21 protein-coding genes, 1 tRNA gene and 1 pseudogene are annotated in these 21,281 nt (G+C 70.9%); 13 read left to right on the forward strand and 10 right to left on the reverse strand.

Annotated features, from left to right (window positions below):
- The first annotated feature begins 19 nt into the window (after positions 1-19).
- Positions 20-2,176 carry a (Fe-S)-binding protein gene (locus tag ACIWVC_RS06665; RefSeq protein ID WP_396448412.1) on the forward strand — a complete coding sequence of 719 codons (2,157 nt, stop codon included), beginning with the start codon at positions 20-22 and terminating at the stop codon, positions 2,174-2,176.
- A 77-nt stretch (positions 2,177-2,253) separates the two neighbouring features.
- Here the strand turns inward: ACIWVC_RS06665 and ACIWVC_RS06670 are convergent, their stop codons facing one another.
- Positions 2,254-4,047 carry a BTAD domain-containing putative transcriptional regulator gene (locus ACIWVC_RS06670; protein WP_396448411.1) on the reverse strand — a complete coding sequence of 598 codons (1,794 nt, stop codon included), beginning with the start codon at positions 4,045-4,047 and terminating at the stop codon, positions 2,254-2,256.
- A gap of 184 nt (positions 4,048-4,231) precedes the next feature.
- Here ACIWVC_RS06670 and ACIWVC_RS06675 point away from each other — a divergent pair, with 184 nt between their 5' ends.
- Positions 4,232-4,990 (forward strand): hypothetical protein, encoded by a 759-nt coding sequence (locus ACIWVC_RS06675; RefSeq protein ID WP_396448410.1) that lies wholly within the window; start codon positions 4,232-4,234, stop codon positions 4,988-4,990.
- Between the two features lie 103 nt (positions 4,991-5,093).
- Positions 5,094-5,837 carry a ZIP family metal transporter gene (locus tag ACIWVC_RS06680; protein ID WP_396448409.1) on the forward strand — a complete coding sequence of 248 codons (744 nt, stop codon included), beginning with the start codon at positions 5,094-5,096 and terminating at the stop codon, positions 5,835-5,837.
- Positions 5,838-5,904: 67 nt separating this feature from the next.
- Here ACIWVC_RS06680 and ACIWVC_RS06685 read toward each other — a convergent pair whose 3' ends face one another.
- From ACIWVC_RS06685 to dcd, 4 genes and pseudogenes are all read right to left on the reverse strand, one after another.
- On the reverse strand, positions 5,905-6,792 hold the full coding sequence (locus tag ACIWVC_RS06685) for a glycine betaine ABC transporter substrate-binding protein (RefSeq protein ID WP_396448408.1): 888 nt from the start codon (positions 6,790-6,792) through the stop codon (positions 5,905-5,907).
- A gap of 172 nt (positions 6,793-6,964) precedes the next feature.
- Positions 6,965-7,612, reverse strand: a pseudogene (locus ACIWVC_RS06690) (ABC transporter permease); the annotation flags it as partial.
- Between the two features lie 169 nt (positions 7,613-7,781).
- Positions 7,782-9,029 carry a glycine betaine/L-proline ABC transporter ATP-binding protein gene (locus tag ACIWVC_RS06695; protein ID WP_396448407.1) on the reverse strand — a complete coding sequence of 416 codons (1,248 nt, stop codon included), beginning with the start codon at positions 9,027-9,029 and terminating at the stop codon, positions 7,782-7,784.
- A 174-nt stretch (positions 9,030-9,203) separates the two neighbouring features.
- The gene (dcd, locus tag ACIWVC_RS06700) at positions 9,204-9,779 is read right to left on the reverse strand and encodes a dCTP deaminase (protein ID WP_396448406.1); all 576 of its coding nucleotides are present in this window, start codon (positions 9,777-9,779) and stop codon (positions 9,204-9,206) included.
- A gap of 81 nt (positions 9,780-9,860) precedes the next feature.
- On the opposite strand from dcd, the gene ACIWVC_RS06705 reads away from it, so the two are divergent.
- From ACIWVC_RS06705 to ACIWVC_RS06715, 3 genes are all read left to right on the forward strand, one after another.
- A tRNA-Gly gene (locus ACIWVC_RS06705) sits at positions 9,861-9,931 on the forward strand.
- Positions 9,932-10,381: 450 nt separating this feature from the next.
- Positions 10,382-10,768, forward strand: a complete 387-nt coding sequence (locus tag ACIWVC_RS06710) for a helix-turn-helix domain-containing protein (protein WP_396452912.1) — start codon at positions 10,382-10,384, stop codon at positions 10,766-10,768.
- A gap of 55 nt (positions 10,769-10,823) precedes the next feature.
- On the forward strand, positions 10,824-11,078 hold the full coding sequence (locus ACIWVC_RS06715; protein ID WP_396452914.1) for a hypothetical protein: 255 nt from the start codon (positions 10,824-10,826) through the stop codon (positions 11,076-11,078).
- Between the two features lie 896 nt (positions 11,079-11,974).
- On the opposite strand, the gene ACIWVC_RS06720 is transcribed toward ACIWVC_RS06715, so the two are convergent.
- Together ACIWVC_RS06720 and ACIWVC_RS06725 are read right to left on the reverse strand one after the other, a co-directional pair.
- Positions 11,975-12,625, reverse strand: a complete 651-nt coding sequence (locus ACIWVC_RS06720) for a class I SAM-dependent methyltransferase (protein WP_396452916.1) — start codon at positions 12,623-12,625, stop codon at positions 11,975-11,977.
- Positions 12,622-13,029, reverse strand: coding sequence for a hypothetical protein (locus ACIWVC_RS06725; protein ID WP_396452917.1), 408 nt, complete (start codon positions 13,027-13,029; stop codon positions 12,622-12,624). Before ACIWVC_RS06725 ends, ACIWVC_RS06720 begins: the two co-directional genes overlap by 4 nt.
- 158 nt (positions 13,030-13,187) lie before the next feature.
- Here ACIWVC_RS06725 and ACIWVC_RS06730 point away from each other — a divergent pair, with 158 nt between their 5' ends.
- The 4 genes from ACIWVC_RS06730 (at position 13,188) to ACIWVC_RS06745 (ending at position 16,273) form a co-directional block, all read left to right on the forward strand.
- Positions 13,188-13,427, forward strand: a complete 240-nt coding sequence (locus ACIWVC_RS06730; protein ID WP_396452918.1) for a histone-like nucleoid-structuring protein Lsr2 — start codon at positions 13,188-13,190, stop codon at positions 13,425-13,427.
- Between the two features lie 386 nt (positions 13,428-13,813).
- Positions 13,814-14,650, forward strand: a complete 837-nt coding sequence (locus ACIWVC_RS06735) for a sigma-70 family RNA polymerase sigma factor (RefSeq protein WP_396452920.1) — start codon at positions 13,814-13,816, stop codon at positions 14,648-14,650.
- A 3-nt stretch (positions 14,651-14,653) separates the two neighbouring features.
- Positions 14,654-15,004, forward strand: a complete 351-nt coding sequence (locus ACIWVC_RS06740; RefSeq protein WP_396452922.1) for a DoxX family protein — start codon at positions 14,654-14,656, stop codon at positions 15,002-15,004.
- Positions 15,005-15,349: 345 nt separating this feature from the next.
- Entirely contained in the window at positions 15,350-16,273 is a 924-nt protein-coding gene (locus ACIWVC_RS06745) for a Rieske 2Fe-2S domain-containing protein (protein ID WP_396452924.1), read from the forward strand.
- A gap of 9 nt (positions 16,274-16,282) precedes the next feature.
- Here ACIWVC_RS06745 and ACIWVC_RS06750 read toward each other — a convergent pair whose 3' ends face one another.
- Positions 16,283-16,825 (reverse strand): YciI family protein, encoded by a 543-nt coding sequence (locus ACIWVC_RS06750; RefSeq protein WP_396452926.1) that lies wholly within the window; start codon positions 16,823-16,825, stop codon positions 16,283-16,285.
- A 30-nt stretch (positions 16,826-16,855) separates the two neighbouring features.
- A complete protein-coding gene (locus tag ACIWVC_RS06755; RefSeq protein WP_396453915.1) occupies positions 16,856-17,236 on the reverse strand; it encodes a hypothetical protein in 381 nt (126 codons plus the stop codon).
- A 140-nt stretch (positions 17,237-17,376) separates the two neighbouring features.
- On the opposite strand from ACIWVC_RS06755, the gene ACIWVC_RS06760 reads away from it, so the two are divergent.
- Complete coding sequence (locus ACIWVC_RS06760; protein ID WP_396452740.1) at positions 17,377-17,715, forward strand: YciI family protein; 339 nt, start codon at positions 17,377-17,379, stop codon at positions 17,713-17,715.
- Complete coding sequence (locus tag ACIWVC_RS06765; protein WP_396452742.1) at positions 17,705-18,895, forward strand: RNA polymerase sigma factor; 1,191 nt, start codon at positions 17,705-17,707, stop codon at positions 18,893-18,895. The genes ACIWVC_RS06760 and ACIWVC_RS06765 overlap by 11 nt, the downstream gene beginning before the upstream one ends.
- Positions 18,896-19,088: 193 nt before the next feature.
- Here ACIWVC_RS06765 and ACIWVC_RS06770 read toward each other — a convergent pair whose 3' ends face one another.
- On the reverse strand, positions 19,089-19,748 hold the full coding sequence (locus ACIWVC_RS06770) for a TetR/AcrR family transcriptional regulator (protein WP_396452743.1): 660 nt from the start codon (positions 19,746-19,748) through the stop codon (positions 19,089-19,091).
- 117 nt (positions 19,749-19,865) lie between these two features.
- Between ACIWVC_RS06770 and ACIWVC_RS06775 the strand changes: the two genes are divergently transcribed.
- Positions 19,866-21,182 (forward strand): cytochrome P450, encoded by a 1,317-nt coding sequence (locus tag ACIWVC_RS06775; RefSeq protein ID WP_396452745.1) that lies wholly within the window; start codon positions 19,866-19,868, stop codon positions 21,180-21,182.
- The last annotated feature ends 99 nt before the right edge of the window (positions 21,183-21,281 follow it).

Raw genomic sequence — 21,281 nt, forward strand, 5'->3', positions numbered from 1 at the left:
ACCCCAGGAGGACGGAACAGTGTTCTGGATCACGTTGGTCATTGGGCTCGCCGGAACGGCGGTCGCTCTCGCGCTCGCCGGCCGGCGGGTGCTGTTCCTGTACCGGATCGCCATGAGCGGGCAGCCCGACCCCGAGCGGACGCTCCAGGTCAAGCGGGAACCGGCGAAGGCCGTCGAGGGCCAGGCGGTCGAGGTCCTGGGGCAGCGCAAGCTGCTGAAGTGGACGGTCGCCGGCGCCGCGCACTTCGCGGTCATGTGGGCGTTCTTCCTGCTGGCCACCGTGTACCTGGAAGCGGGCGTCCAGCTGCTCTTCGGGCTTGAGGCGCACATCCCCGGCCTGCAGACGTGGGGCCCGATCGGGTTCGTCCAGGACACCATCGCGCTGGCGTGCCTCGCCGGCCTGGTCGTCTTCACCGCCATCCGGATCAAGAACTCGCCGAAGCGCATCGGCCGCAAGTCGCGGTTCAAGGGCTCGCACCTGTCCGGCGCCTGGATCACGCTGTTCATGATCTTCAACGTGATCTGGACGATGTTCTTCTTCCGCGGCGTCGAGGTCGCCCGCGACAACTTCGGCTACGGCGGGGCCGCGTACTTCTCGCACCTGACCGGCAACCTGTTCGACGGCATCGGCAGCGACTCGACCCTGGAGGTCCTGGAGTCGGTCGGGCTGCTGCTGCACATCGGCGTCGCGCTCGTCTTCCTGGTGTTCGTCGTCCACTCCAAGCACCTGCACATCTTCCTGGCGCCGCTGAACGTCATGTTCAAGCGCCGCCCGGACGGCCTCGGCGCCGCGCAGCCGATGATGTCGGGCGGCAAGCCGCTCGACTTCGAGGAGGCCGACCCCGACGAGGACGTCTTCGGCCGCGGCAAGATCGAGGACTTCACCTGGAAGGGCTTCCTCGACATGGCGACCTGCACCGAGTGCGGCCGCTGCCAGTCGCAGTGCCCCGCCTGGAACACCGGCAAGCCGCTGTCGCCGAAGATGCTCATCCTGGAGCTGCGCGACCACGCGCTCGCCAAGGCGCCGTACATCCTCGCCTCGGAGGAGGCCCGCGGCGCCTTCACCGACGAGCAGAAGGCCGCCATGCAGGTCGACAAGGAGCTCGTCGGCGAGGACGGCGTCATCCACCCGGACGTCCTGTGGTCCTGCACCAACTGCGGCGCGTGCGTCGAGCAGTGCCCGGTCGACATCGAGCACATCGACCACATCCTGGACATGCGCCGCTTCCAGGTCATGATCGAGTCCTCGTTCCCGAGCGAGGCCGGCGTCATGCTGAAGAACCTGGAGAACAAGGGCAACCCGTGGGGCATGTCCGAGATGAAGCGCCTCGAATGGATCGAGGAGCTGGACTTCGAGGTCGAGGTCGTCGACGATAAGGTCTCCGAGGACACCGAGTACCTGTTCTGGGTCGGCTGCGCCGGCGCCCTTGAGGACCGGGCCAAGAAGACCACCAAGGCCGTCGCGGAGCTGCTGCACATCGCGGGCGTCAAGTTCGCCGTCCTCGGCCCCATGGAGGCGTGCACCGGCGACCCGGCCCGCCGCCTCGGCATGGAGTTCCTCTTCCAGATGCTCGGCCAGCAGAACGTCGAGACGCTGAACGACGCGGGCGTCAAGAAGATCGTCGCGACCTGCCCGCACTGCTTCAACACCCTGGCCAACGAGTACCCGCAGATCGGCGGGAACTACGAGGTCGTCCACCACACGCAGCTGCTCGCGCACCTGGTCGAGGAGGGCAAGCTCACCCCGGTCTCGCCGATCGAGGAGAACATCACCTACCACGACCCCTGCTTCCTGGGCCGGCACAACAAGGTCTACAAGCAGCCGCGCGACATCATGGCGACCGTCCCCGGCGTGAAGACGCGGGAGATGCACCGGCACAAGGACCGCGGCTTCTGCTGCGGCGCCGGCGGCGCCCGGATGTGGATGGAGGAGCGCATCGGCAAGCGCATCAACACCGAGCGGGTGGACGAGGCGCTGGAGACCGATCCCGACACCGTCTCCACCGCCTGCCCGTTCTGCCTGGTGATGCTGGGCGACGCCATCAACGAGAAGAAGAACGAGGGCGCGGCGAAGGAGTCGCTGGAGGTCGTGGACGTCTCCCAGCTCCTGATCCGCTCCATCAAGGGCGGCGGCGAGGGACGCGCCCCCGAGAAGGAGACCGTGGCCGCCGAATAGCGAAGAGAAGAGGAAGGACCCCGCGCCCCCAGGGCTCGGGGTCCTTCCGCGTCTGCATCGCGCCCGCCCCTGCGGGTCTACGGGCCGGGGGCGGGCTCCACCGGAGGGCCGGGGGCGGGCTCTACGGGAGGCTTCCGCAGGTCGAGTCCCGCCTCCCCGGCCGGGGGGATGGCCGTCAGGACGTCGCCGAGGGCGTAGGCCGCCTGGTACGGCAGGACCCCGCGGGTGATGAGCTCGCCGACCGAGGCGACCGGTCCGTGCGTCGCCCTGGCCACGACGATCAGCCTCGCGTGGTAGGCGTCCATGCCCGGCAGCGAGGCGAGGACGTGCTCGGGCGCCGAGTTCACGTCGACGAGGCCGCCGTCGTCGAACTCGCCCGGTATGTCGGGACGTCCGATTCCGAGCCGGCGGGCGATCGACGGGTGGTGCCGCACCAGCGCACGGGCCTGCTCCCGGCGGACCCTCCGCTCGATCATCTGGACGTTCGGGACGGGCGTGCCGCTCTGCGGCGCGGCGGGCAGCGGGTCGGCGGTGAGGATCGCGAGGTGCACGGCGCCGCCGACCGTCGTGGCCAGCAGCGCGACGGTGATCGGGCCTTCCCAGGGGCCGGTCCCGTCCGGGTCGCTGTTGACGGCGCCGACGAGGAAGACGACCGTGAGCGCCAGGTAGCCGGCGGCCATCAGGCCGAGCAGCCGCCTCCGGCCGCGCGCCGCGTAGTAGGTGATCAGCGCCCACGTCGCCACGCCCAGGCTGAACAGCGGGAGCGCGATCAGGACCGCGCGCAGCGGCCATGCGATCCGCCGCCCGGGGGGCGGCGGCGCCCACCCCGGTGGCCCGCCGGCGAGGTGGTGGTGCGCCATGGGATCGGCGGGCTGCGGAAAGCCGATGGGCTGCGGAAAGCCGATGGGCTGCGGGGAGAGGGCGTCGGCGGGCGGGGGGAGCAGGCCGGTCGGCGCGTGGGGAGCGAGCGGCGAGTCGGGCGGGGCGAAGCCGGGAGCGGCGGGCGGTTCTGGACGTTCCTTCGCCTCGTCCGGTGCCGGTGCCGGTTCGGGCGCCGATTCCGGTTCGGGCGCGGGTTCCCGTTCGGGTGCCGGTTCCGGTTCGGGCGGCGACGCCAGCGACGGGTCGGAGCGCAGGATGCCGAGGTGCAGGTTCCGCAGCCGCTCGCCGGGCTCGACGCCGAACTCGTCCGCGAAGAAGTCGCGCGCGTCCCGGTAGGCGGCGAGGGCCTCGGCCTGGCGGCCGCACCGGTAGAGGGCCAGCATCAGCAGGTACCGGAAGCCCTCCCGGAGCGGGAACTCGGCGACCAGCCGCAGCAGCTCGGGCACCAGCCGCGCGTGCTCGCCGGCGTCCAGGGCGGCCTCGGCGCACGCTTCGAGCGCCCCCGCGCGCATCTCCTCCAGGCGGCCGCGCGCCGCGTCGAAGAACGCGCCGCTGAGCCCCGCCAGCGCCGGACCCCGCCACATGGCGAGCGCCTCGCGCAGCATCGCCTCGGCCTGCCTCGGGTCGCCCTCGGCGTGCACGGCCCGCGCCGCCTTCACCCGTTCCTCGAAGACCTCGGTGTCGAGGCACTCCGGCGGGACGTGCAGCGCGTACCCGCCACCGGTCAGGGTCAGCAGCCGTCCCGGAGAGCGCGGGGAACGGTCCGGCTCCAGGACGCGCCGCAGCCCGGCCACGTACTTCTGGACGACGTTCGCGCCGTTGTCCGGCGGCTCGTCCCCCCACACCGCCTCGACGATGGAGGCGGTCGGCACCGGCTGACCGGGCGACAGCAGCAGCACGGCGAGAACGGCCCGCTGCTTGCCCGGCCCGAGGTCGAGCTCCCGTCCGTCCCGCCAGGCGGCGGGCCGGCCCAGGATCTCGAAGCGCACCGCTGGTGCCTTCCCCGGCAGCGCGACCACCTCCCAGTACCCCTGCTCCGGCGCGCTGCCGCAGTCGTTCGGCAGCGGGGCCGCAGTGACCGCAGCATAACGACATTGGTCCCGCACTGATCGGCAACAGGATCTTTCCGGACATCGGGGGTGATGTCCGTGAAGTACATGAAGGGGTCCTCAGATGCCAGATCACCGGCTGCGGCGCGGTCACGCGCCCGCCGCACTCGTTCTCGCGCTCGCGACCGCCGCGGCCTGCGGGCCGGCGGAGGACGCCGCGACGACGTCGAAGACGGGCTCCGCGCCCGCGGCGTCCTCCGCCGCGTCGGCGGCGCCCGCGTCCAACGGCGTGGAGAAGCTCGACGGCGCCGCCATCCTCGCCCGCGCCCGCAAGGCGACCGCCTCGGCGCGCGCGCTGCGGGTGCGCGGCACCAGCGAGGAGGACGGCGAGAAGTACGCGTTCGACTTCCGCTACGCGGGCAGGACGAAGGCGTCCGGCTGGTTCCGGAACGGCGCCCAGCGCGTCGAGATCATCAGGGTCGGCAAGGACGTCTACCTGAAGGGCAACAAGGCGTTCCTGAAGACGGTCGGCGGCAAGAGCGCGGTGCAGCTGCTCGCCGGCAAGCAGATGAAGACGACCGTCAAGTCCGCCGGCTTCAAGGAGCTGTCGTTCTTCACCGACAGCACGGCCATCTTCGACGAGGCCGTTAAGGCCGGGAAGCCCTGGAAGAAGGGCAAGGCCGGGATGGTCGGCGGCACGCCGACCATCAGCCTGGTCGCGGCGACCGGCGACGAGATGCAGGTGGCGACGCGGGGGGCGCCGTACGTCCTGACGGTGGACGGCGGCCCCGGCAACCGCATCGAGTACCTCCCGTCCGAGTCGCCGGCCGACATCCGGCGGCCGCCCGCCGGCACCGTGGTCGACGTCGACGGGTTGAAATGACCGGCCGCCCGCCCGGCGGCCTCGGGGCCGCGTGCGCCCGCCGGGCGGGCGGCCTTCCCGCGCCGTGATGTTCTGCCGGCGGTGTTCCTGGTAGGACACGGGGATGGCCGTGCTCGTGTCCGTCCTCGCGTTCGTGATGACGCTCGCCGGAGGTCTCGCGGCGATGCGGGTCCGGGACCGGCGGCACCTCGTCCTCGGGCTGGCCGGCGGGCTGATGCTCGGCGTCGTCGCCTTCGACCTCATCCCCGAGTCGCTGGAGATGACCCGGCACCGCCCGCTCGGCGTGCCAGCGCCGATGATCGGCTTCGCGGCCGGGTTCGTGCTGCTGCACGTCGTCGAGCAGGCCGTGGCGATCCACCGCGCGCACGAGGACGAGTACGCGCCGCACGTCCACGCGCACCGGGTCGGGGCCGGGGCGGGCGGGCTGCTCGCCGCGTCCGCGCTCGTCCTGCACAGCCTGGTGGACGGCATCAGCATCGGCCTCGGCTTCCAGTCCGGCGCCGAAGTCGGGTTCCTCGTCGCGCTGGCCGTGGTCACGCACGACTTCGCGGACGGCTTCAACACCTTCACCGCGGCCTCGCTGCACCGCGCCGACCACCGGCCCGCCGTGCTGCTGCTGCTCGCGGACGCCGCCGCGCCCGTCGCCGGGGCCGCGCTCGGCACCCTGGCGACCGTCCCCGACGCCGTCCTCGGCCCCTACCTGGGGACGTTCGCCGGCGTCCTGCTGTATCTCGCCGCCGCGGAGATCCTGCCGGAGGCGCACAGCGTCCACCCGCGGATCATGACGCTCTGCGCCACCGGGGCCGGGCTCGCCGCCGTCCTGTTCATCGTGGGCCTCGCCCGCTGACGGACGGCGAAGGGCCGCCCGGGATCACCGGGCGGCCCTTCCTCCGCTGGTGGAGACTTCCGGACGGTCAGCCCGTCAGGGACGTCGCGTAGCTCTGGTTCTGCTTGAGCCACTCGTCGACGGCCTGGTCGGGGTTGCCCTTGTACTTGTTCTCCATGAGGTCCTCGAGGGTCCCCAGCTTCGCGTCGTCCATCTTGAACTTCTTCAGCCAGCCCGCGACATCGGGCTGGTCCTTGGCGAAGTCCTTGCGGGCGACGGTGTAGATCGCGTCCGGCTTGCCCATCGCGCCCTTCGGGTCCTTCAGGTCGCGGATCGGGAACTTCGCGTACGCCCAGTGCGGACGCCACAGGGTGACGACGATGTCCTTCTTCGCGTCGATGGCCTTCTTCAGCTCGGTCAGCATCGCCGCCGTGGAGGACGTCGTCACCTTGTACTCGTCCTGCAGGCCGTACGCGGGGAGCATCTTCTCCTGCGACACCCGGTACAGGCCGGAGCTCTTCTCGATGCCGACGATCTTGCCGCCGTACTGGTCGCCCTTGCCCTTGAGGTCCTCAAGGGACTGCAGCGGCGAGTAGTCCGGGACGGCGATCGTCAGCGGCGCCGAGTCGTACCAGGCGCCGACCTTCTCCAGCTTGTCGCCGTACTGCTTCCAGTAGTCCTCGTGGGTGCCGGGCAGCCACGAGTCCAGGAAGAGGTCGACGTCGCCCTTCGACATGCCGGCGTAGAGCGGGCCGGTGTCGAGGGTCTTCACCTCGACCTTGTAGCCCTTGTCGGTCAGCAGCCGCTTCCACAGCTGCGTCGCAGCCTCGCCCTCGGCCCAGCCCGAGACCATGCCGATGGTGATGCTCTTGTCGTTCTCACCCCCACCCGAGTCGGAGTCGCCGCAGCCGGCGGCGCTCATACCGAGCGTCAGCGCCAACGCCGCGACCGTAAGACCCTTGAATTTGAAACGCATGCCCGTCCTTTCGTCGGCTTGCATCGTGAGAGGTAGGGGGAGCGGGGGCATTACGCCGCCGGTGGGATCAGCCGACCAGGTCGGCCGACGGGGTGGCCACGTCGCGGGGGGCCGCTCCGCGGGTGGCCTTGCCGCGCGCGAAAAGCGCGCGGAGCATGCTGGGGCCTCCGCCCAGGGCGCCGGTGAGGCGGTCCAGGTAGATGGCCAGGATGACGACGGCGATGCCGCCCTCGAAGCCCTTCGCGACGTCCACCCGGTTGATGCCCTCCAGCACCACGCCGCCGAGACCGCCGGCGCCGACCATGCCCGCGATGACGACCATCGACAGCGACAGCATGATCAGCTGGTTGATACCCGCCATGATGGACGGCATGGCAAGCGGGATCTGAATCCGGGTCAAGATACGGTTCGGCGGCGTGCCGAACGCCTCGCCCGCCTCCACCATCTCCGGGTCCACGCCGCGGATGCCGAGCTCGGTCAGCCGCACCCCCGGCGGCATCGCGAAGATCACCGTCGCGACCACGCCCGGCACGGAGCCGATGCTGAAGAAGAAGATCGCCGGGATCAGGTAGACGAACGCCGGCATCGTCTGCATGAAGTCCAGGACCGGCCGGACGACGCGGCTCACCATGTCGCTGCGCGCCGCCGCGATCCCGATCGGGATCGACAGGACGGTCGAAACCAGCGCCGACACCAGCACCAGGGCCAGCGAGTCCATGGACGCGTCCCACAGCTCCATGCTGTCGATCAGCGCGAAGCCGGCGATGGTGAACACGCCCAGCCTCCAGCCGCTGATCACGAGCGCGATGACCGCCAGTACCCCGGTCAGCGCCAGCGGCGGCAGGACCGTCAGGACGTCCGTCAGCGCGTCGACGGACGTCTCGATCGCCGACCCGATCCCGTCGAACAGCCACGACAGGTTGTCGGTGCACCAGCTCACCAGGCTGTCGAACCAGTCGCCGACCGGCACCCGGGGCAGCTCGATCGCGTCAATCACCGTCGCCGCCCTCCTTCGCCAGCGCGAGTTCCGGTTCCTCGACGACGTCCTCCACGTGCGCGTTGATCGCGCCGAGCGCCGCCAGCAGCGTCACCCGCGGGATGACGCCGAGCAGCGTCCCGTCGTCGTCCGCGACGGGCACCGGCAGGTCGCTCTCGGCGCAGCGGCCGAACAGGTCGGCGACCGGCGTGTCCGGCGCCACCGGCACCGGGTCCTCGGGGTCGATCAGCCCGTCGAGCTTCTGGACGTTCTCCTGCACCGCGTCGGCGATCACCGTCGCCCGCACGCGGCCGACCAGCTTGCGGTCGCGTCCCACCACGAACGCGGCCGACGTCTGGTGCTCGCGCATCGTCCGCAGCGCCGTCCGCGGGCCCGTGGACGCCAGCACCGTGACCAGCGGCTTCTCCATGACGGACGAGGCCGTCAGCACTCTGGTACGGTCCACATCCGCCACGAACTGGGCGACGTAGTCGTTGGCCGGGTCGGTGAGGATCTCCTCGGCCGTGCCGATCTGCACGATCCGGCCCTCGCGCATCACCGCGATGCGGTCGCCGATGCGCATGGCCTCGTTCAGGTCGTGCGTGATGAAGACGATGGTCTTCCCGAAGCGGCCCTGCAGATCGAGCAGCAGGTCCTGGACCTCCCGCCGGATCAGCGGGTCCAGGGCGCTGAACGCCTCGTCCATCAGGATGATGTCGGTGCCCGACGCCAGCGCCCGCGCGAGCCCGACCCGCTGCTGCATGCCGCCGGACAGCTGCCCGGGAAGCCTGTCCTCCCAGCCTTCGAGACCCACCAGAGCCAGGAACTCCCGGGCCTTCTTCTCTCGTTCTTCCTTGGCGACACCGCGGACCTCTAGCCCATACGCGGCGTTCGCCAGAACCGTCCGGTGAGGGAACAACGCGAAGTGCTGGAAGACCATGCTGACCTTGTTCTGCCGAAGCGCCCGCAGCGCCTTCGGCGACATCTTCGCGATGTCCTGGCCGTCTATCTCGACGCTTCCCGACGTGACCCCGAGCAGCCCGTTCAGCATCCGGATGAGGGTCGACTTCCCCGACCCCGACAGGCCCATGACCACGAAGATCTCGCCCTGCCGGACTTCGAACGAGGCGTCCACCACCGCCGGTGTGACCCCGAGGTCGCGGATCGCCTTCAGATCGGCGCCCGCGTCGAGTTTCCGTTGTGCCTCTGCCGCCTTACGGCCGAAGAGCTTGGTGACGCTTTCCGCGCGGAGTACTGACACGATCTCCTTCCGGGTTTCCACGTCGACGCGCGGAAACGGGTCGCCCTGAGCGCCGGGGTCTCAGTCGAAGAGACCGTAAACCGGACGCTGTACACGTGCGTCACCCGAAACTACCCGGCCGGAGAACATGTTTCATCTTTCGGGGACTTGCGTCACATTCGGGTCACAAACCGGCTACACCTTCGTCCGGTGGAAGTTCAGGTACGACCGCGACGGCGTGGGCCCCCGCTGGTCCTGGTACCGCGACCCGTATCGCTGCGACCCGTACGGGTACTCCGCCGGCGAGCTGGTCCTGAACAGGCACATCTGCCCGATCTTCATCCCCGGCCACAGCTTGATCGGCAGCGTCGCCACGTTCGACAGCTCCAACGTCACGTGCCCGCTGAACCCCGGATCGATCCACCCGGCCGTCGAATGGGTGAGCAGCCCGAGCCGCCCCAGCGAACTCTTCCCCTCCAGCCGCGCCGCAAGATCCTCCGGCAGCCCGAACACCTCGTACGTCGACGCGAGCACGAACTCCCCGGGGTGCAGCACGAACGCCTCGTCGGGCTCGACCTCCACCAGCCGCGTCAGGTCAGGCTGCTCCACAGCCGGATCGATGTGCGGGTACTTGTGGTTCTCGAACACCCGGAAGTACCGGTCCAGCCTGACGTCCACACTGGAGGGCTGGACCATCCCCGGCTCGTACGGGTCGATCTTCACCCGCCCGGTCTCGAGCTCGGCCCTGATGTCGCGATCGGAGAGCAGCACGCTGAAAAGCTATCTCAGGCGGCACCCCACCCGGTGATCCGGTACAGTATCCACAGCATGGCGGCCTCCCAGAGGCCCCACGCGGGTGTAGTTCAATGGTAGAACTTCAGCTTCCCAAGCTGATAACGCGGGTTCGATTCCCGTCACCCGCTCGCAGCGCAAAGGCCCAGGTCGAGGGCACCACCCCCGACCCGGGCCTCATTCTTGTCAGCACCCCTACGAGCCTGCCGTGCGTGCAACTGGCCCACCAGCCTCCCGGCCGCCGGTGTCGAGTCTGCGGATGTTGCCGACCGGTCGCACGCCGACCCCTCAGCCAGCTCGAAGACGTGCGCGAGCGTGAGCGTGGGCCGCTCCTTCGCGTGCTCAGAGTCGGCCTCGCGTACCTGGCAAGGGTTGCGGGGAAGAAGCTTGTCTTCCACCGCCGCCTTCATGAGGACGGCCCGAAGCAGCCGGTAAGCCCTTGGCTCGCGACCGCCCCCGTGCCACACGGCCGTAACGGCCATGGCCACGCGTCGCATCCGATCTTGGCGACTCTTCGCAAGGAGTACGAAGAGATCCCGGCCGAAGCCGTCTGAGCACCGCCCCGCTACGGAGAGGCTCACATGCCCCCCACAGTCTCGCGCTGGACCGGCAAGGAAGCCCGCGCCCTACGGGAAGCCAAGCGCGTAAGCCAAGTGGAGTTCGCCGCGGAACTCGGCGTCAGCGAACGCATGATTGTCAGATGGGAGAAGGGAAACGTCACTCCCCGCCCCATCAACCAGCAGGGGCTGGACACCGTGCTTGCGGCATGTAGCCCCGAGGTGCAGGCGCGCTTCGCCGAGATGATCCCGCCCTCGGATGAGAACTTTCTTTACGTCTTCAAGGGCGCCCCGCTGACGCGGGCCGCCGGGCGGCCGCATGCCCGGCTCTGCGCGCCGGGCATGCGGCCTGTCCCGTCCGGTCCCGGCGCGCAGCCCGGCCGAGGCCGCCCCAGTTCACAGGGCACGTAAGAAGCCCACTGCCCGGGGCGGTGGCGAGCTTGCACAGCCCGATAGGGTCCGCGACGTGGAGTTCATCTTCAACCCGCCCAGTCGCTGGGATGTGACACTAAAGAGTGGCTCAATCCTCGTGATTCGGGCTGATGTCTTTAGCGAGGTGGCCGACGATTTCGTGTTCTACACCGCCGTCCGTGCTTCGGTTGAGGAACGAGAGGGGCATGAGGTCGTGAGTGATTTCTTCAGCGACCCCGAAGAAGTCTTTATCGTGACTGCGCGGCTCCCGAGGACCGAGGTTGAGGGAGTTGAGGGCGGTCCTGTTTGACCAAGGGCCGGGCAGGGGCCTCCAGGCTGAATTCCGCCCACGGCGCCGGCTACCCCCTCCAGCCCGCAGTTGGGAACCGTCGAGTCTGGCTTGAACGTGCCCGAAACGGGGGCTTCGCAGCCCCCAGGCCCCCCGCGAGCCGGAGCACTCATTCGCGCGAATCTGTCTGTCACACCTTGCGCACCGTTCGCGCGAACGAGCACTCCGGATCCTGGTGGAGGTGGACGGGGGAGTGCTAACTCGGTTGCTAACAACGGCCCTGGACTGCCCTGGACGCGGGTGGAACCCAGAGGCGCGTATGAGGCTCCCTATGCAGGCCAGAGGACGGATCTGGACGTTCGTGAATCTTGTTCGTGAGACTCGTAGTGAATCGCTCTATGGGGACGGCCCTACGGTCGCCCCAGCGCGGCTGGGGTGGGTTGCGTGGTTGAGGGTGATCGCTGCCGCGCGGCTTCCGCTGCTCGGGCCGTGGTCGGCCCAGCGCTCAGGGTCCGCTTGCCCTCGGATGACTCGGGCGTCATAGTCATTCGTTCAGCCGAGGGGGTGCAGGTCGGTGGCTACGGCGGCGGGCCATTAGCGGGTCATTAAGCAGGGTGATCAAGGGGCATTCACGGTCACTTGCGGTCACCCGCTCGCAGCGCAAGGGCCCGGGGCGAGGGCACCACCCCCGGCCCGGGCCTCATTCTTGTCAGCGCCTCCTACGAGGCCGCTGGGCGGCTGCACTGGTTCGGCGCTGGCGGAACCCGCATCATGAGCAGGCAGGCACGCCCAGAGGGTCGGAGCCTGAGCCGGCAGGGCAACCTGAACCGTCCTGCCAGCCTCCAGCCCGGCGTCGACTGATGACCGCGCGGCATAGGAACTCACGGTGCCGCACCGTCCCCCGTGCTGCACGGCGGTCAGCCCGTCGGGCGGAGGGTGGCCCAGGTCCCCCAGCCGGCCTCGGCTTCTACCGCGTCCCATTGCCCGGGCAGGGCGTCGGCGACGTCCGCAGCAGGCAGGTACAGGGGGCCATCAGTGCCGAGTTGGTTGATCCAGAGCAGCACACCGCCGGGGGCCAGAACACGACTGATCTCGGCCGGGAACAGCAGCATGTCGATGGCGACCACGACCGCGATCGAGCCAGTGGGGAAGGGCAGGGCGGCGGCATCGGCCTGGATGCGGGACGGGGAGCGTCCGGCCGCCTGCCGCAGCATGTTGGCGGAGATGTCCAGGCTCACCACTCGGCCGAAGGCATCGGTCAGCAGAGGCGTGTAGGCACCGGTGCCCGAGCCGAGTTCCAGGCACGGCGCCGCGGACTGGTCGGGGAAGGGGCCGCCGCGGGCCAGCGCGTCACGTACCGGGTCATCGCGTCCGGTGGCCTGGCCCGTGTCCCAGGTGGCGGCGAGCTGATCGAACAGGTCCCGGAAGAACTGTGCGGTCTCCCGCGTCCAGGTCTGGTGACCGGTGGCGAGGTCACGGGCGAAGGTGCGCAGCAGATCGGTGGTGTCCGGTGGCGGGATGGGCTTGTCGGGCGGGCTCGGGAGTAGGCGCGGCAAGGTCAGTGTCATTGGTCCACCTGCGGGGCGAGGTCGTCGCTCTTCGGCCGGTCGCGGTACATGGTCCACAGAGTGATCACGCCGCCCCCGAAGCCGATCATAAGGGCGAAGCCCGCCAGCCAGGAGCCGGGGCCGCCGAGGCTCGCCCCCGAGTCGGTGACTGAGGCAACGCCGACTGACAGCGTCCATACCGCGAACGCCGCCAAGAGCAACGCCCTCGCACGCGTATCTCTATGCTGCCGCCACCGGTGGAACATCAGCATCATCCCGCCCGCGCCGAGGAAGAACGCGCCGAGTTGCAGGACGTAGGACTTGGTATCGCCATCGAGCGCCATCTTGGCGATCACGGCCACGGGCAGGAACGCACCCAGCCCGACGAGGGCGAGGCGTCGAGCACTTGGCTGCTTGACCGCCATGAACACCTCACATCGCTGCGGCATCCGATGCTATGCCAGTGGTGCTTGGTCGGGCGTCCGCGAAACGGGGCTTCGCACGCTGCCCACCGCCGGATGCTCGCTCACAAGCCTCTTTCTCCGCTGTACGTCGTCCGCCTTCAACGTGCAGAGTGATCACCATGTCCGACATCTACGAGCGAGACGAGTCGGAGACCGATCACTCCTATGCGCGCCGGATCGCCTATGCCGAGTATGCGAGAAGGCTGCGCGCATGGGCGGAGGAGCAGGGGATCAGCGTGAACACGAGAGGGCGTATCCCTAGCGCCGTCGTGGCCATGTACACCGAGGCCACGGGGGACGATCTCACCGCGACGCTTGCGCGCATCGACCGGGAGCATGGGCAAGGCGGCACTGACTGACCTCCGGTCACGGTAGCGGGGCGACCCCGTGGAGCAGTGCGGCGTGCCGGTCGGTCTCGTCGGCCGGTGTGCCGAGCATGAACCCTCTCGGCCCGCGGCGCGAGGGACGGGAAGCGTTCGCGGGCGGACACGAGCGCGCCGGACGGCTCGTAGCGGGGCGGCCAGGCCGTTGAGGCGGGCGAGGCGGTCTGGCGAGACTCGCGTACGTCGTCATCTACATGACGAGAAGACCGCCTTCCGCGGCGAGTCGCACCCGGTGACCGCTCCTCCGGGCCTGGCGAAGGGGCCCGCCTGGACGCGTCCGTGGGCGTGATCCGGGCTGGCCGGGTCACCTTTCGCGCGTCCGGTGCGTCTGGTGGGTAGGTGACAACGGAAGGTTGGAGTGCATGGATCGGGTCGCGGTCTTCGATCGGGAGCGGCGGCATCTGCTGGCGGTGGCGTTCCGCATCCTCGGTTCGGACGCCGACGCGCAGGACGTCGTCCAGGAGGCGTGGACGAGGTACGTCCGCGCCGACGTCGACGAGATCCGCAACCCGCAGGCGTGGCTGACCACCGTGGTGACGCGGCTGTGCCTGGATCTGCTGCGGCGCTCCCGTGAGCAGCCCCGGCGTCCCGAGGAACTGCCGGAGCCGGGCGCCGGGGAGGACCCGGAGGAGGTCGTGCTTCTCGCCGGCGAGCTGACCGCGGCCTTCACCGTGGTGGTCGAGGAGCTGACGCCTCCGCAGCGGGTCGCGCTCATCCTGCACGACGTGTTCGGTGCGCCCTTCGAGGAGATCGCCCACATCCTGGGGACGACCACGGAGTCGGCGAAGAAGCTCGCCAGCCGCGCCCGGGGGCGGGTGCGGCGGACCGCGTGGCCGGACGTGGAGTCCACCGAGGCGCACCGGGTGGTCAGCGCCTTCATGAAGGCGGCGCGGCAGGGCGATATCGACGGCCTCGTCGAGGTCCTCCACCCGGATGTGACGAGGACGGCCGACCCGCAGGTCCTCCGGCCGGGCGCCCCGCAGCGGGTGCGCGGGAGGAAGGCCGTGGTCGAGGAGACCCGCATGATGCAGGCCAGTGCCCAGCGGGCGCGCCTGGCCCTCATCGACGGGCGGCCCGGCATCGCCGTGGGGACGGGCCCGCAGGCCGCCCTGGTCTTCCACATCGCCGACGGCCTCATCGTCCGCTACGACGTCGTCGCCGACCCCCTGCGGCTGGCGCTGCTGCACATCGAGGACTGACCCGTGTTCAGCACCTACGTCGCCGTCACCCTCGTCACGGTCGCGATCAATGCCGCGATCGTCGCCGCCGACCTCGCCAAGGCGCGGTTCGTCGTGGCCAACTCGGCCGAGGTGGGCGTACCGCGCGAGGCGCTGCCGCTGCTGGCCGCGTTAAAGGGCGCCGGCGCGGCCGGTCTCGTCCTCGGCCTGCTGGGCCTGGACGCCATCGGCATTGCGGCGGCGGCCGGCCTCGTGGCCTTCTTCATCTGCGCGGTCGCCGCTCATGTGCGGGCGCGCGTCTTCTACAACATCGCCTTCCCCGGCGCCTATCTCGCCCTGGCCGCCTCCTCACTGGGCCTCGCCCTCGCCAACTGAGGGGCCGGGCGGCCCATGATGGCGTCGGCGGCGAAGACCGCGCCCTCGTCGTTGATCCGGCAGAAAAGGCCGTGCCGCGTGTATCGGCCGGCACCTTCGGGTGCGCCGAGACGGTCGACTGCCCGACGTCCACGACTCGACGATGCGGCGGGCCGGCAGCGACACGATCTGGATCCGCGCCGGGTCGGCCGGGGCCTTGAACCAGGACGTGTACTCGGTGGCTGCGGCCCGGTCGAGCGGCCGTGCCCGCTGCTCAACGGTGCTCCGCTCGGGGCAGGTTTTGGGGGGCGGTGGGGGGTAGGGGTGCTGCCGACCAGTGATGTCGTGCCCCTGGGGGAGGCCGGGATGAGCATGCCGCAGAGGATGGTGCGTCGGCTGGAGCGGGCGGAGGCGCTCGACAGGGTCGCCAAACCGGTGAGCAAGGCGACCCAGTGGGCAGTGAAGCCCCGCATCATTCGCAACCTGCTCAGCGGAACATATGCCGGGCATCCGGCGCACCCTCCGCTCACGGACGTGACGGTCGGCGCGTGGTGCATGTCCGCGCTGCTGGACGCCGCCGGCGGACGCGACACCGAGATGGCGTCCGACATCCTGGTGGCGACCGGAGTGATCTCCGCCGTGCCCACCGCGCTGACCGGCCTGAACGACTGGTCCGACACCATCGGCGGGGACAGGCGGGTCGGGTTCGTCCACGCCGCCGCCAACACCACGGCGCTGTCCCTGTACGTGGCGTCGCTCGTGTCCCGGGCCCGCGGCAACCGCGGGATGGGCAAGGCGCTGGGGTTCGCCGGGTTCGGGATGCTGACGGTGAGCGCCTATCTCGGCGGGCACCTGGCGTTCGTCAAGGGCGTCAACGTCAACCGGACCGCCTGGCAGGAGGGCCCGGAGGAGTGGACGCCGACGATCACGGAGGACTCGCTGGCCGAGGGCGACCACCGCACGGTCGACGCGGGCGGCGTCCGGGTCCTGCTCCACAAGATGGACGGCAAGGTGTACGGCATCGCCGCGACCTGCAGCCACATGGGCGGCCCCCTCGGCGACGGGACGTTCGAGCACGGCTGCGTCACCTGCCCGTGGCACGGCAGCACCTTCCGGTTCTCCGACGGCGGCATCGAGCGCGGCCCGGCCAGCTCGCCGCAGCCCTGCTACGAGACGCGGATCGAGGGCGGCCGCATCGAGGTGCGCATCGCCCCGGCCGGCCTCCCGGGGGGAGCGGACGAGGCGCGCCCCCGCCGCGCGAGCCGCCGCATCCCCGTCCACACGCCCTGACGAGCGCGGTCAGCGGCGGCCGCCGAACTGCCAGCGGTGGACCTCGACGGCGGCGTAGTGCTCCCGGGTGAGGACGGCGCGCGCCGCGTCCGGGCCGGGCGCCTGGACGAGCGCGGCCGTCCCCAGCCAGGCGGCGCCGTCGTCGGAGAGCAGCGGCCCGTAGGCGATCAGGTCGTCCCGGCCGGACGGCACGTCGAGGTCGGCGGCCGGCGCCGACCCGAGCCCGAGCACCAGGAACCGGTCGCCGGGGTCGCCCGGGAAGTCCCACATCGTCCGGCCGAGCAGGTTGCGCCAGCGGCGCAGCAGGACGTCCCGGTACACGCCGGCCTGGTAGTTGGGCTCGTCGAAGGCGAACGCGCGGGCGGCGGCGGGGTCGGGCAGGTCGACGATGTGCACGCTGCCGGTGGGCGTCTCGCCGTCGTCCGCGAACGTCGGCCCCCGCGCGATCAGCTCTTTCGCGAACCGGTCCATGTACGACCAGTGCGCCTCGGCGAGTTCGAGGCGCAGCGCCAGTGAACCGGGCCGGTCGCGGTGGTAGCAGAAGAACTCCATGCCCGGCAGTATCCACGGTGTCGGCCCCGGTCAGGCGTTCGTGAGGGTGTCGGCCGGCCGCGCCTCGGCGGCGCCGGCCGGGACCCGGGAGGCGATGGCCGTCGAGCACGCCGCGGCGAGCGCGGCGAACACGACCGCGGACCACAGCGCGGCGCGGAAACCGGCGGTGACGGCGTCCGGTGACCCGAGGCGCCCGAACCGGTCGCCCAGCGCGGCGGCGGTGATGATCCCGGCGGCGAACGCGATGCCGTACGCGTTGACCGTCCACTGCAGGGACGCCAGGTCCGCGTGCAGGTCGAGCCGCATCCGCGGCAACGCGGTGAGCACCACGCTCGAGTCGAGGACCACCATGAAATACGCGGTCGAGGTGAGGACCAGAACCCACCCCGGCCGTGGCGCGGTCGATGTCATCGTTCTTCTCCAGTCTTGGACGGCTCGGAGTGATGACGAACGACCGGGCGCCGGACGGACGCCCGCGGGCATGTCCGTTCGCGGCGCGCCCGTTCGTCCAATACTCGGAAGGCACCGACCCGCGACCGGCAGGAGGGGTGATGCAGTACGCACTGCTGATCTACGGCGGGGACCCGGACGCCCCGCCCGACCGCCCGATGGACGAGGCCGTCGCCGCGGTCCTCGCCCGCCCGTACGTGACCGGCTGGGCCCGCCTGCACGCCGCCGGCTCGGCCACGACCGTCCGGGCGGGTGAGGCCGGGATGCTGCTGACCGACGGCCCGTTCGTCGACAGCAAGGAGTTCCTCGCGGGGCTCGTCATGATCGAGGCGGACGACCTGGACGGCGCGCTCGCCGTCGCGGCCGAGCTGCAGGAGACGCGGGAGGGCGGCGCGATCGAGGTCCGCCCGCTCCGCGAGGGGTACCCGCGTGGCGCTTGACGCCGTCTTCCGCGAGCACTGGGCGCGCGTCCTGGCGACCCTCGTCGGCATCCTCGGCGACATCGAGCTGGCCGAGGAGGCCGCCGCGGAGGCGTTCGCGATCGCCGCCGAGCGCTGGCCGCGCGACGGCGAGCCGGCGAACCCGAACGCCTGGCTGGTGGTGACCGCGCGCAACCGGGCCGTCGACCAGCTCCGCAGGCGGCGGCTGCTCGCGGAGAAGACCCGGCTGCTGGCGCGCGGCCTGGAGACCGCACCGGAGGCGACCATGCACGACCCGCCCGCCTTCCGGGACGAGCGGCTGGAGCTGATCTTCACCTGCTGCCACCCGTCCCTCGCGCTGGAGGCGCAGGTGGCGCTCACCCTGCGCACGCTCGGCGGCCTGTCGACCGAGGAGATCGCGCTCGCGTTCCTCGTCCCGTCCGACACGATGAGCAAGCGGCTGACCCGGGCCAAACGCAAGATCCGCGACGCGGGCATCCCGTTCGCCGTGCCGCCCGACCATCAGCTCCCGGACCGCCTCGCGGCCGTCCTCGCGGTCGTGTACCTGATCTTCAACGAGGGCTGGGGCGGCGGCCGCGTCGACCTGGCCGCCGAGGCGATCCACCTGGCGAGGGCCCTGACCGACCTCATGCCGGACGAGGGGGAGGTACTCGCGCTCCTCGCGCTGATGCTCCTGCACGACGCCCGCCGCGCCGCCCGCTTCCGCGACGGCCGCCTCGTCCTCCTGGACGACCAGGACAGATCCCTCTGGGACGCGGGCCAGATCGACGAGGGCCGGCGCGTCCTCCAGCGCGCCTTGGCCCGCGGCACCGCCGGCCCCTATGCGATCCAGGCGGCCATCGCCGACCTGCACCTGCGGCAGCCCCGCGACTGGCGGCAGATCGCCGCGCTCTACGACGTCCTGGCCCGCCGGACCGGCTCCCCGGTCGTCGAGATGAACCGGGCCGTCGCGATAGCCGAACTCGAAGGCCCCGAAGCCGCCCTCGCGATCCTCGACCGCCTGGACCTGGGCCAGTACCGCTACTTCCACTCCACCCGCGCCGACCTGCTCCGCCGCGCCGGCCGCACGGCCGAAGCCGAACGCGCCTACCAACGCGCACTGGAGCTCACCCGGACCGCCCCCGAGCGCCGCTTCCTGGAGACCCGCCTGGCCGAACTGAGACCCCCGGCCGAAGGCTGAACCGTCCCGCAGGACGGGATCCGGACGGCCGCCGGGAACCGCCGCGCGAAGCTCAGCCGCAGCGCCGGAGTTGGAGATCGCCGAGCGCTGCGGGACGCTCGGCCGGCCGCGCGGCGTGCGGCTGGTCCTCGGCTCCGGGGCCGGGAACCTGAAGGAGGAGTCCGACCTGCTCCGATCCGTCCGGCACGGGCGGCTAGCGGAGGCGGTGGTGGAGGGGGGCGGCCAGTTCGGTGGTGCTCAGGATCAAGGCGACCGTGTAATCGGTCAGGTGGTCGCGGTCGATGTCGAGGTCTCCGCGGAACCAGGTGGTGAACAGCTCCCAGAGACCGGCCGTGAGGGTGAGGCCGGTCAGCTCCACGTCGATGTCGGAGAGGAGGACCCGGTCCAGCGTCTCGCGGGTCTCGGCGGCGAAGATCGCGGCCAGCGTCCGGATGATCTCGATGCGGCGGCGCTGGAGCAGGGGTGAGGCCGGGAACGCATGGGTGAGGATCTGCGCGCGGCGTGGGTCGTCGGTCAGGAAGTCGAGGACGGCGGTCACCACGGCGCGGGTGCGGGCCTGCGGGTCGCGGGGCGCCCGGCGCGCCGCGGAAAGGATCACGTCCGTGCCCAGGGCGACCTGCTCGTCGACGACCGCGAGGAGGAAGGCGTCCCGGTCCGGGAAGCTCTCGTAGAAGTAGCGGTCGTTGAGCCCGGCCTCGGCGCACACCTTCCGGACGGTCGTGGCGCCCCACCCCTGGGTGCCGAGCAGTTCCAGCCCGGCCGCCAGCAGCGTGGCGCGGCGGCGGGCCCGGCGCTGGTCGGCGGGCACGCCCCGGTACGGGCGCGCGGGCGCGGGCGCGGGCTCGGACGTCACAGCCCCGATTGTGCCGCATCCCTTGACTTCGCCCGCGAATCTGAGGACGCTGAGCACGGATATTTCTGGTGTGTGGCTTCACCAGAAATCGCGGTCGAGACGGGAGCGTGAGGTCCGGTGGCCACGGAGACCCCCCGACAGCTGACACTGGCCGACATCGACGTGAGCGACCTGCGGTTCTGGGCCCGCCCCCTGACGGAGCGGGCGGAGGCGTTCGCGCTGCTGCGCGCCCAGCCGGGGCCGGTGTTCTTCACCCTGCCCAAGCTGCCGTTCCTCCCGCAGAGCCCCGGCTCGTGGGCGCTGACCCACCACGCCGAGGTGACGGAGGCCAGCCGCAACCCGGAGGTGTTCAGCAGCGAGCCCAGCGCGACCAGCCCGGCCGACATGCCGCGCTGGATGGACAAGTACTTCAACTCGATGATCGACATGGACGATCCGCGGCACGCCAAGATCCGCCGGATCGTGTCGCGGGCGTTCACCCCGAAGATGCTCGCCAAGGCCGAGGACGACATCGCGCGGCGGGCCGCCCGGATCGTGGACGAGCTGATCGAGGCGGGCGGCGGCGACTTCGTGTCCCGGTGCGCGGCGCGGCTGCCGGTCGAGGTCATCTGCGACATGCTCGGCATCCCCGTCGAGCACCACCGCCGGGTCGTGGAGTGGACCAACGTCATCGTCGGGTACAGCGACCCCGAGTACGTGGGCGCCACCGTCGAGTACGGCGGCGACGGGCCGCGGCTGGGGCGGCTCGCCACGCTCCGCATGCTGGGCACGATCGCGTCGGCGGGGTGGCGGCTGCACCGGCTGGCGTTCAAGCTCGGCCGGGAGCGCCGCGCCAACCCCACGGGCGACCTGACCTCGGCCCTGGTGAACGCCAACGTCGACGGCGAACGCCTGAGCCCGCGCGAGTTCGCCGCGTTCTTCCTCCTGCTCGTCGTCGCCGGCAACGAGACCACGCGCAACGCCATCGCGCACGGGCTGAAGGTGTTCACCGAGCACCCCGACCAGCGCGAACTGCTGCTGGAGGACTTCGACGGCCGCATCGCCGGGGCCGTCGAGGAGATCGTCCGCTACAGCAGCCCCGTCATCTTCATGCGCCGCAACGTCACCCGCGACTACGAGATGAACGGCCACACCTACCGCAAGGGCGAGCGGGTGACGCTGTTCTACTGGTCCGCCAACCGCGACGAGGCGGTCTTCACCGACCCCGACCGCTTCGACATCCTGCGCTCACCGAACCCGCACGTCGGCTTCGGCGGCCCCGGCCCGCACTTCTGCCTGGGCGCCAACCTGGCCCGCCGCGAGATCACCGTGATGTTCCGCGAGCTGTTCACCCGCCTGCCCGACATCGCCGCCGGCGAACCCGACCGCCTCATGTCCGGCTTCATCAACGGCTACAAACGGCTGCCGTGCACCTTCACCCGGCCGGCGTCCTGACGCGGAGGGACGGCCCCCCCGGTCCGTCCCTCCGCATCACGGACCGTAGCTAATCAGATGTGACGGGTCCTCTGCCCTGGCTTCGGAGTAAGAGTCGAC

It is taken from the genome of Actinomadura sp. (assembly GCF_044508335.1).
In the GTDB taxonomy this organism is placed as follows: domain Bacteria; phylum Actinomycetota; class Actinomycetes; order Streptosporangiales; family Streptosporangiaceae; genus Spirillospora.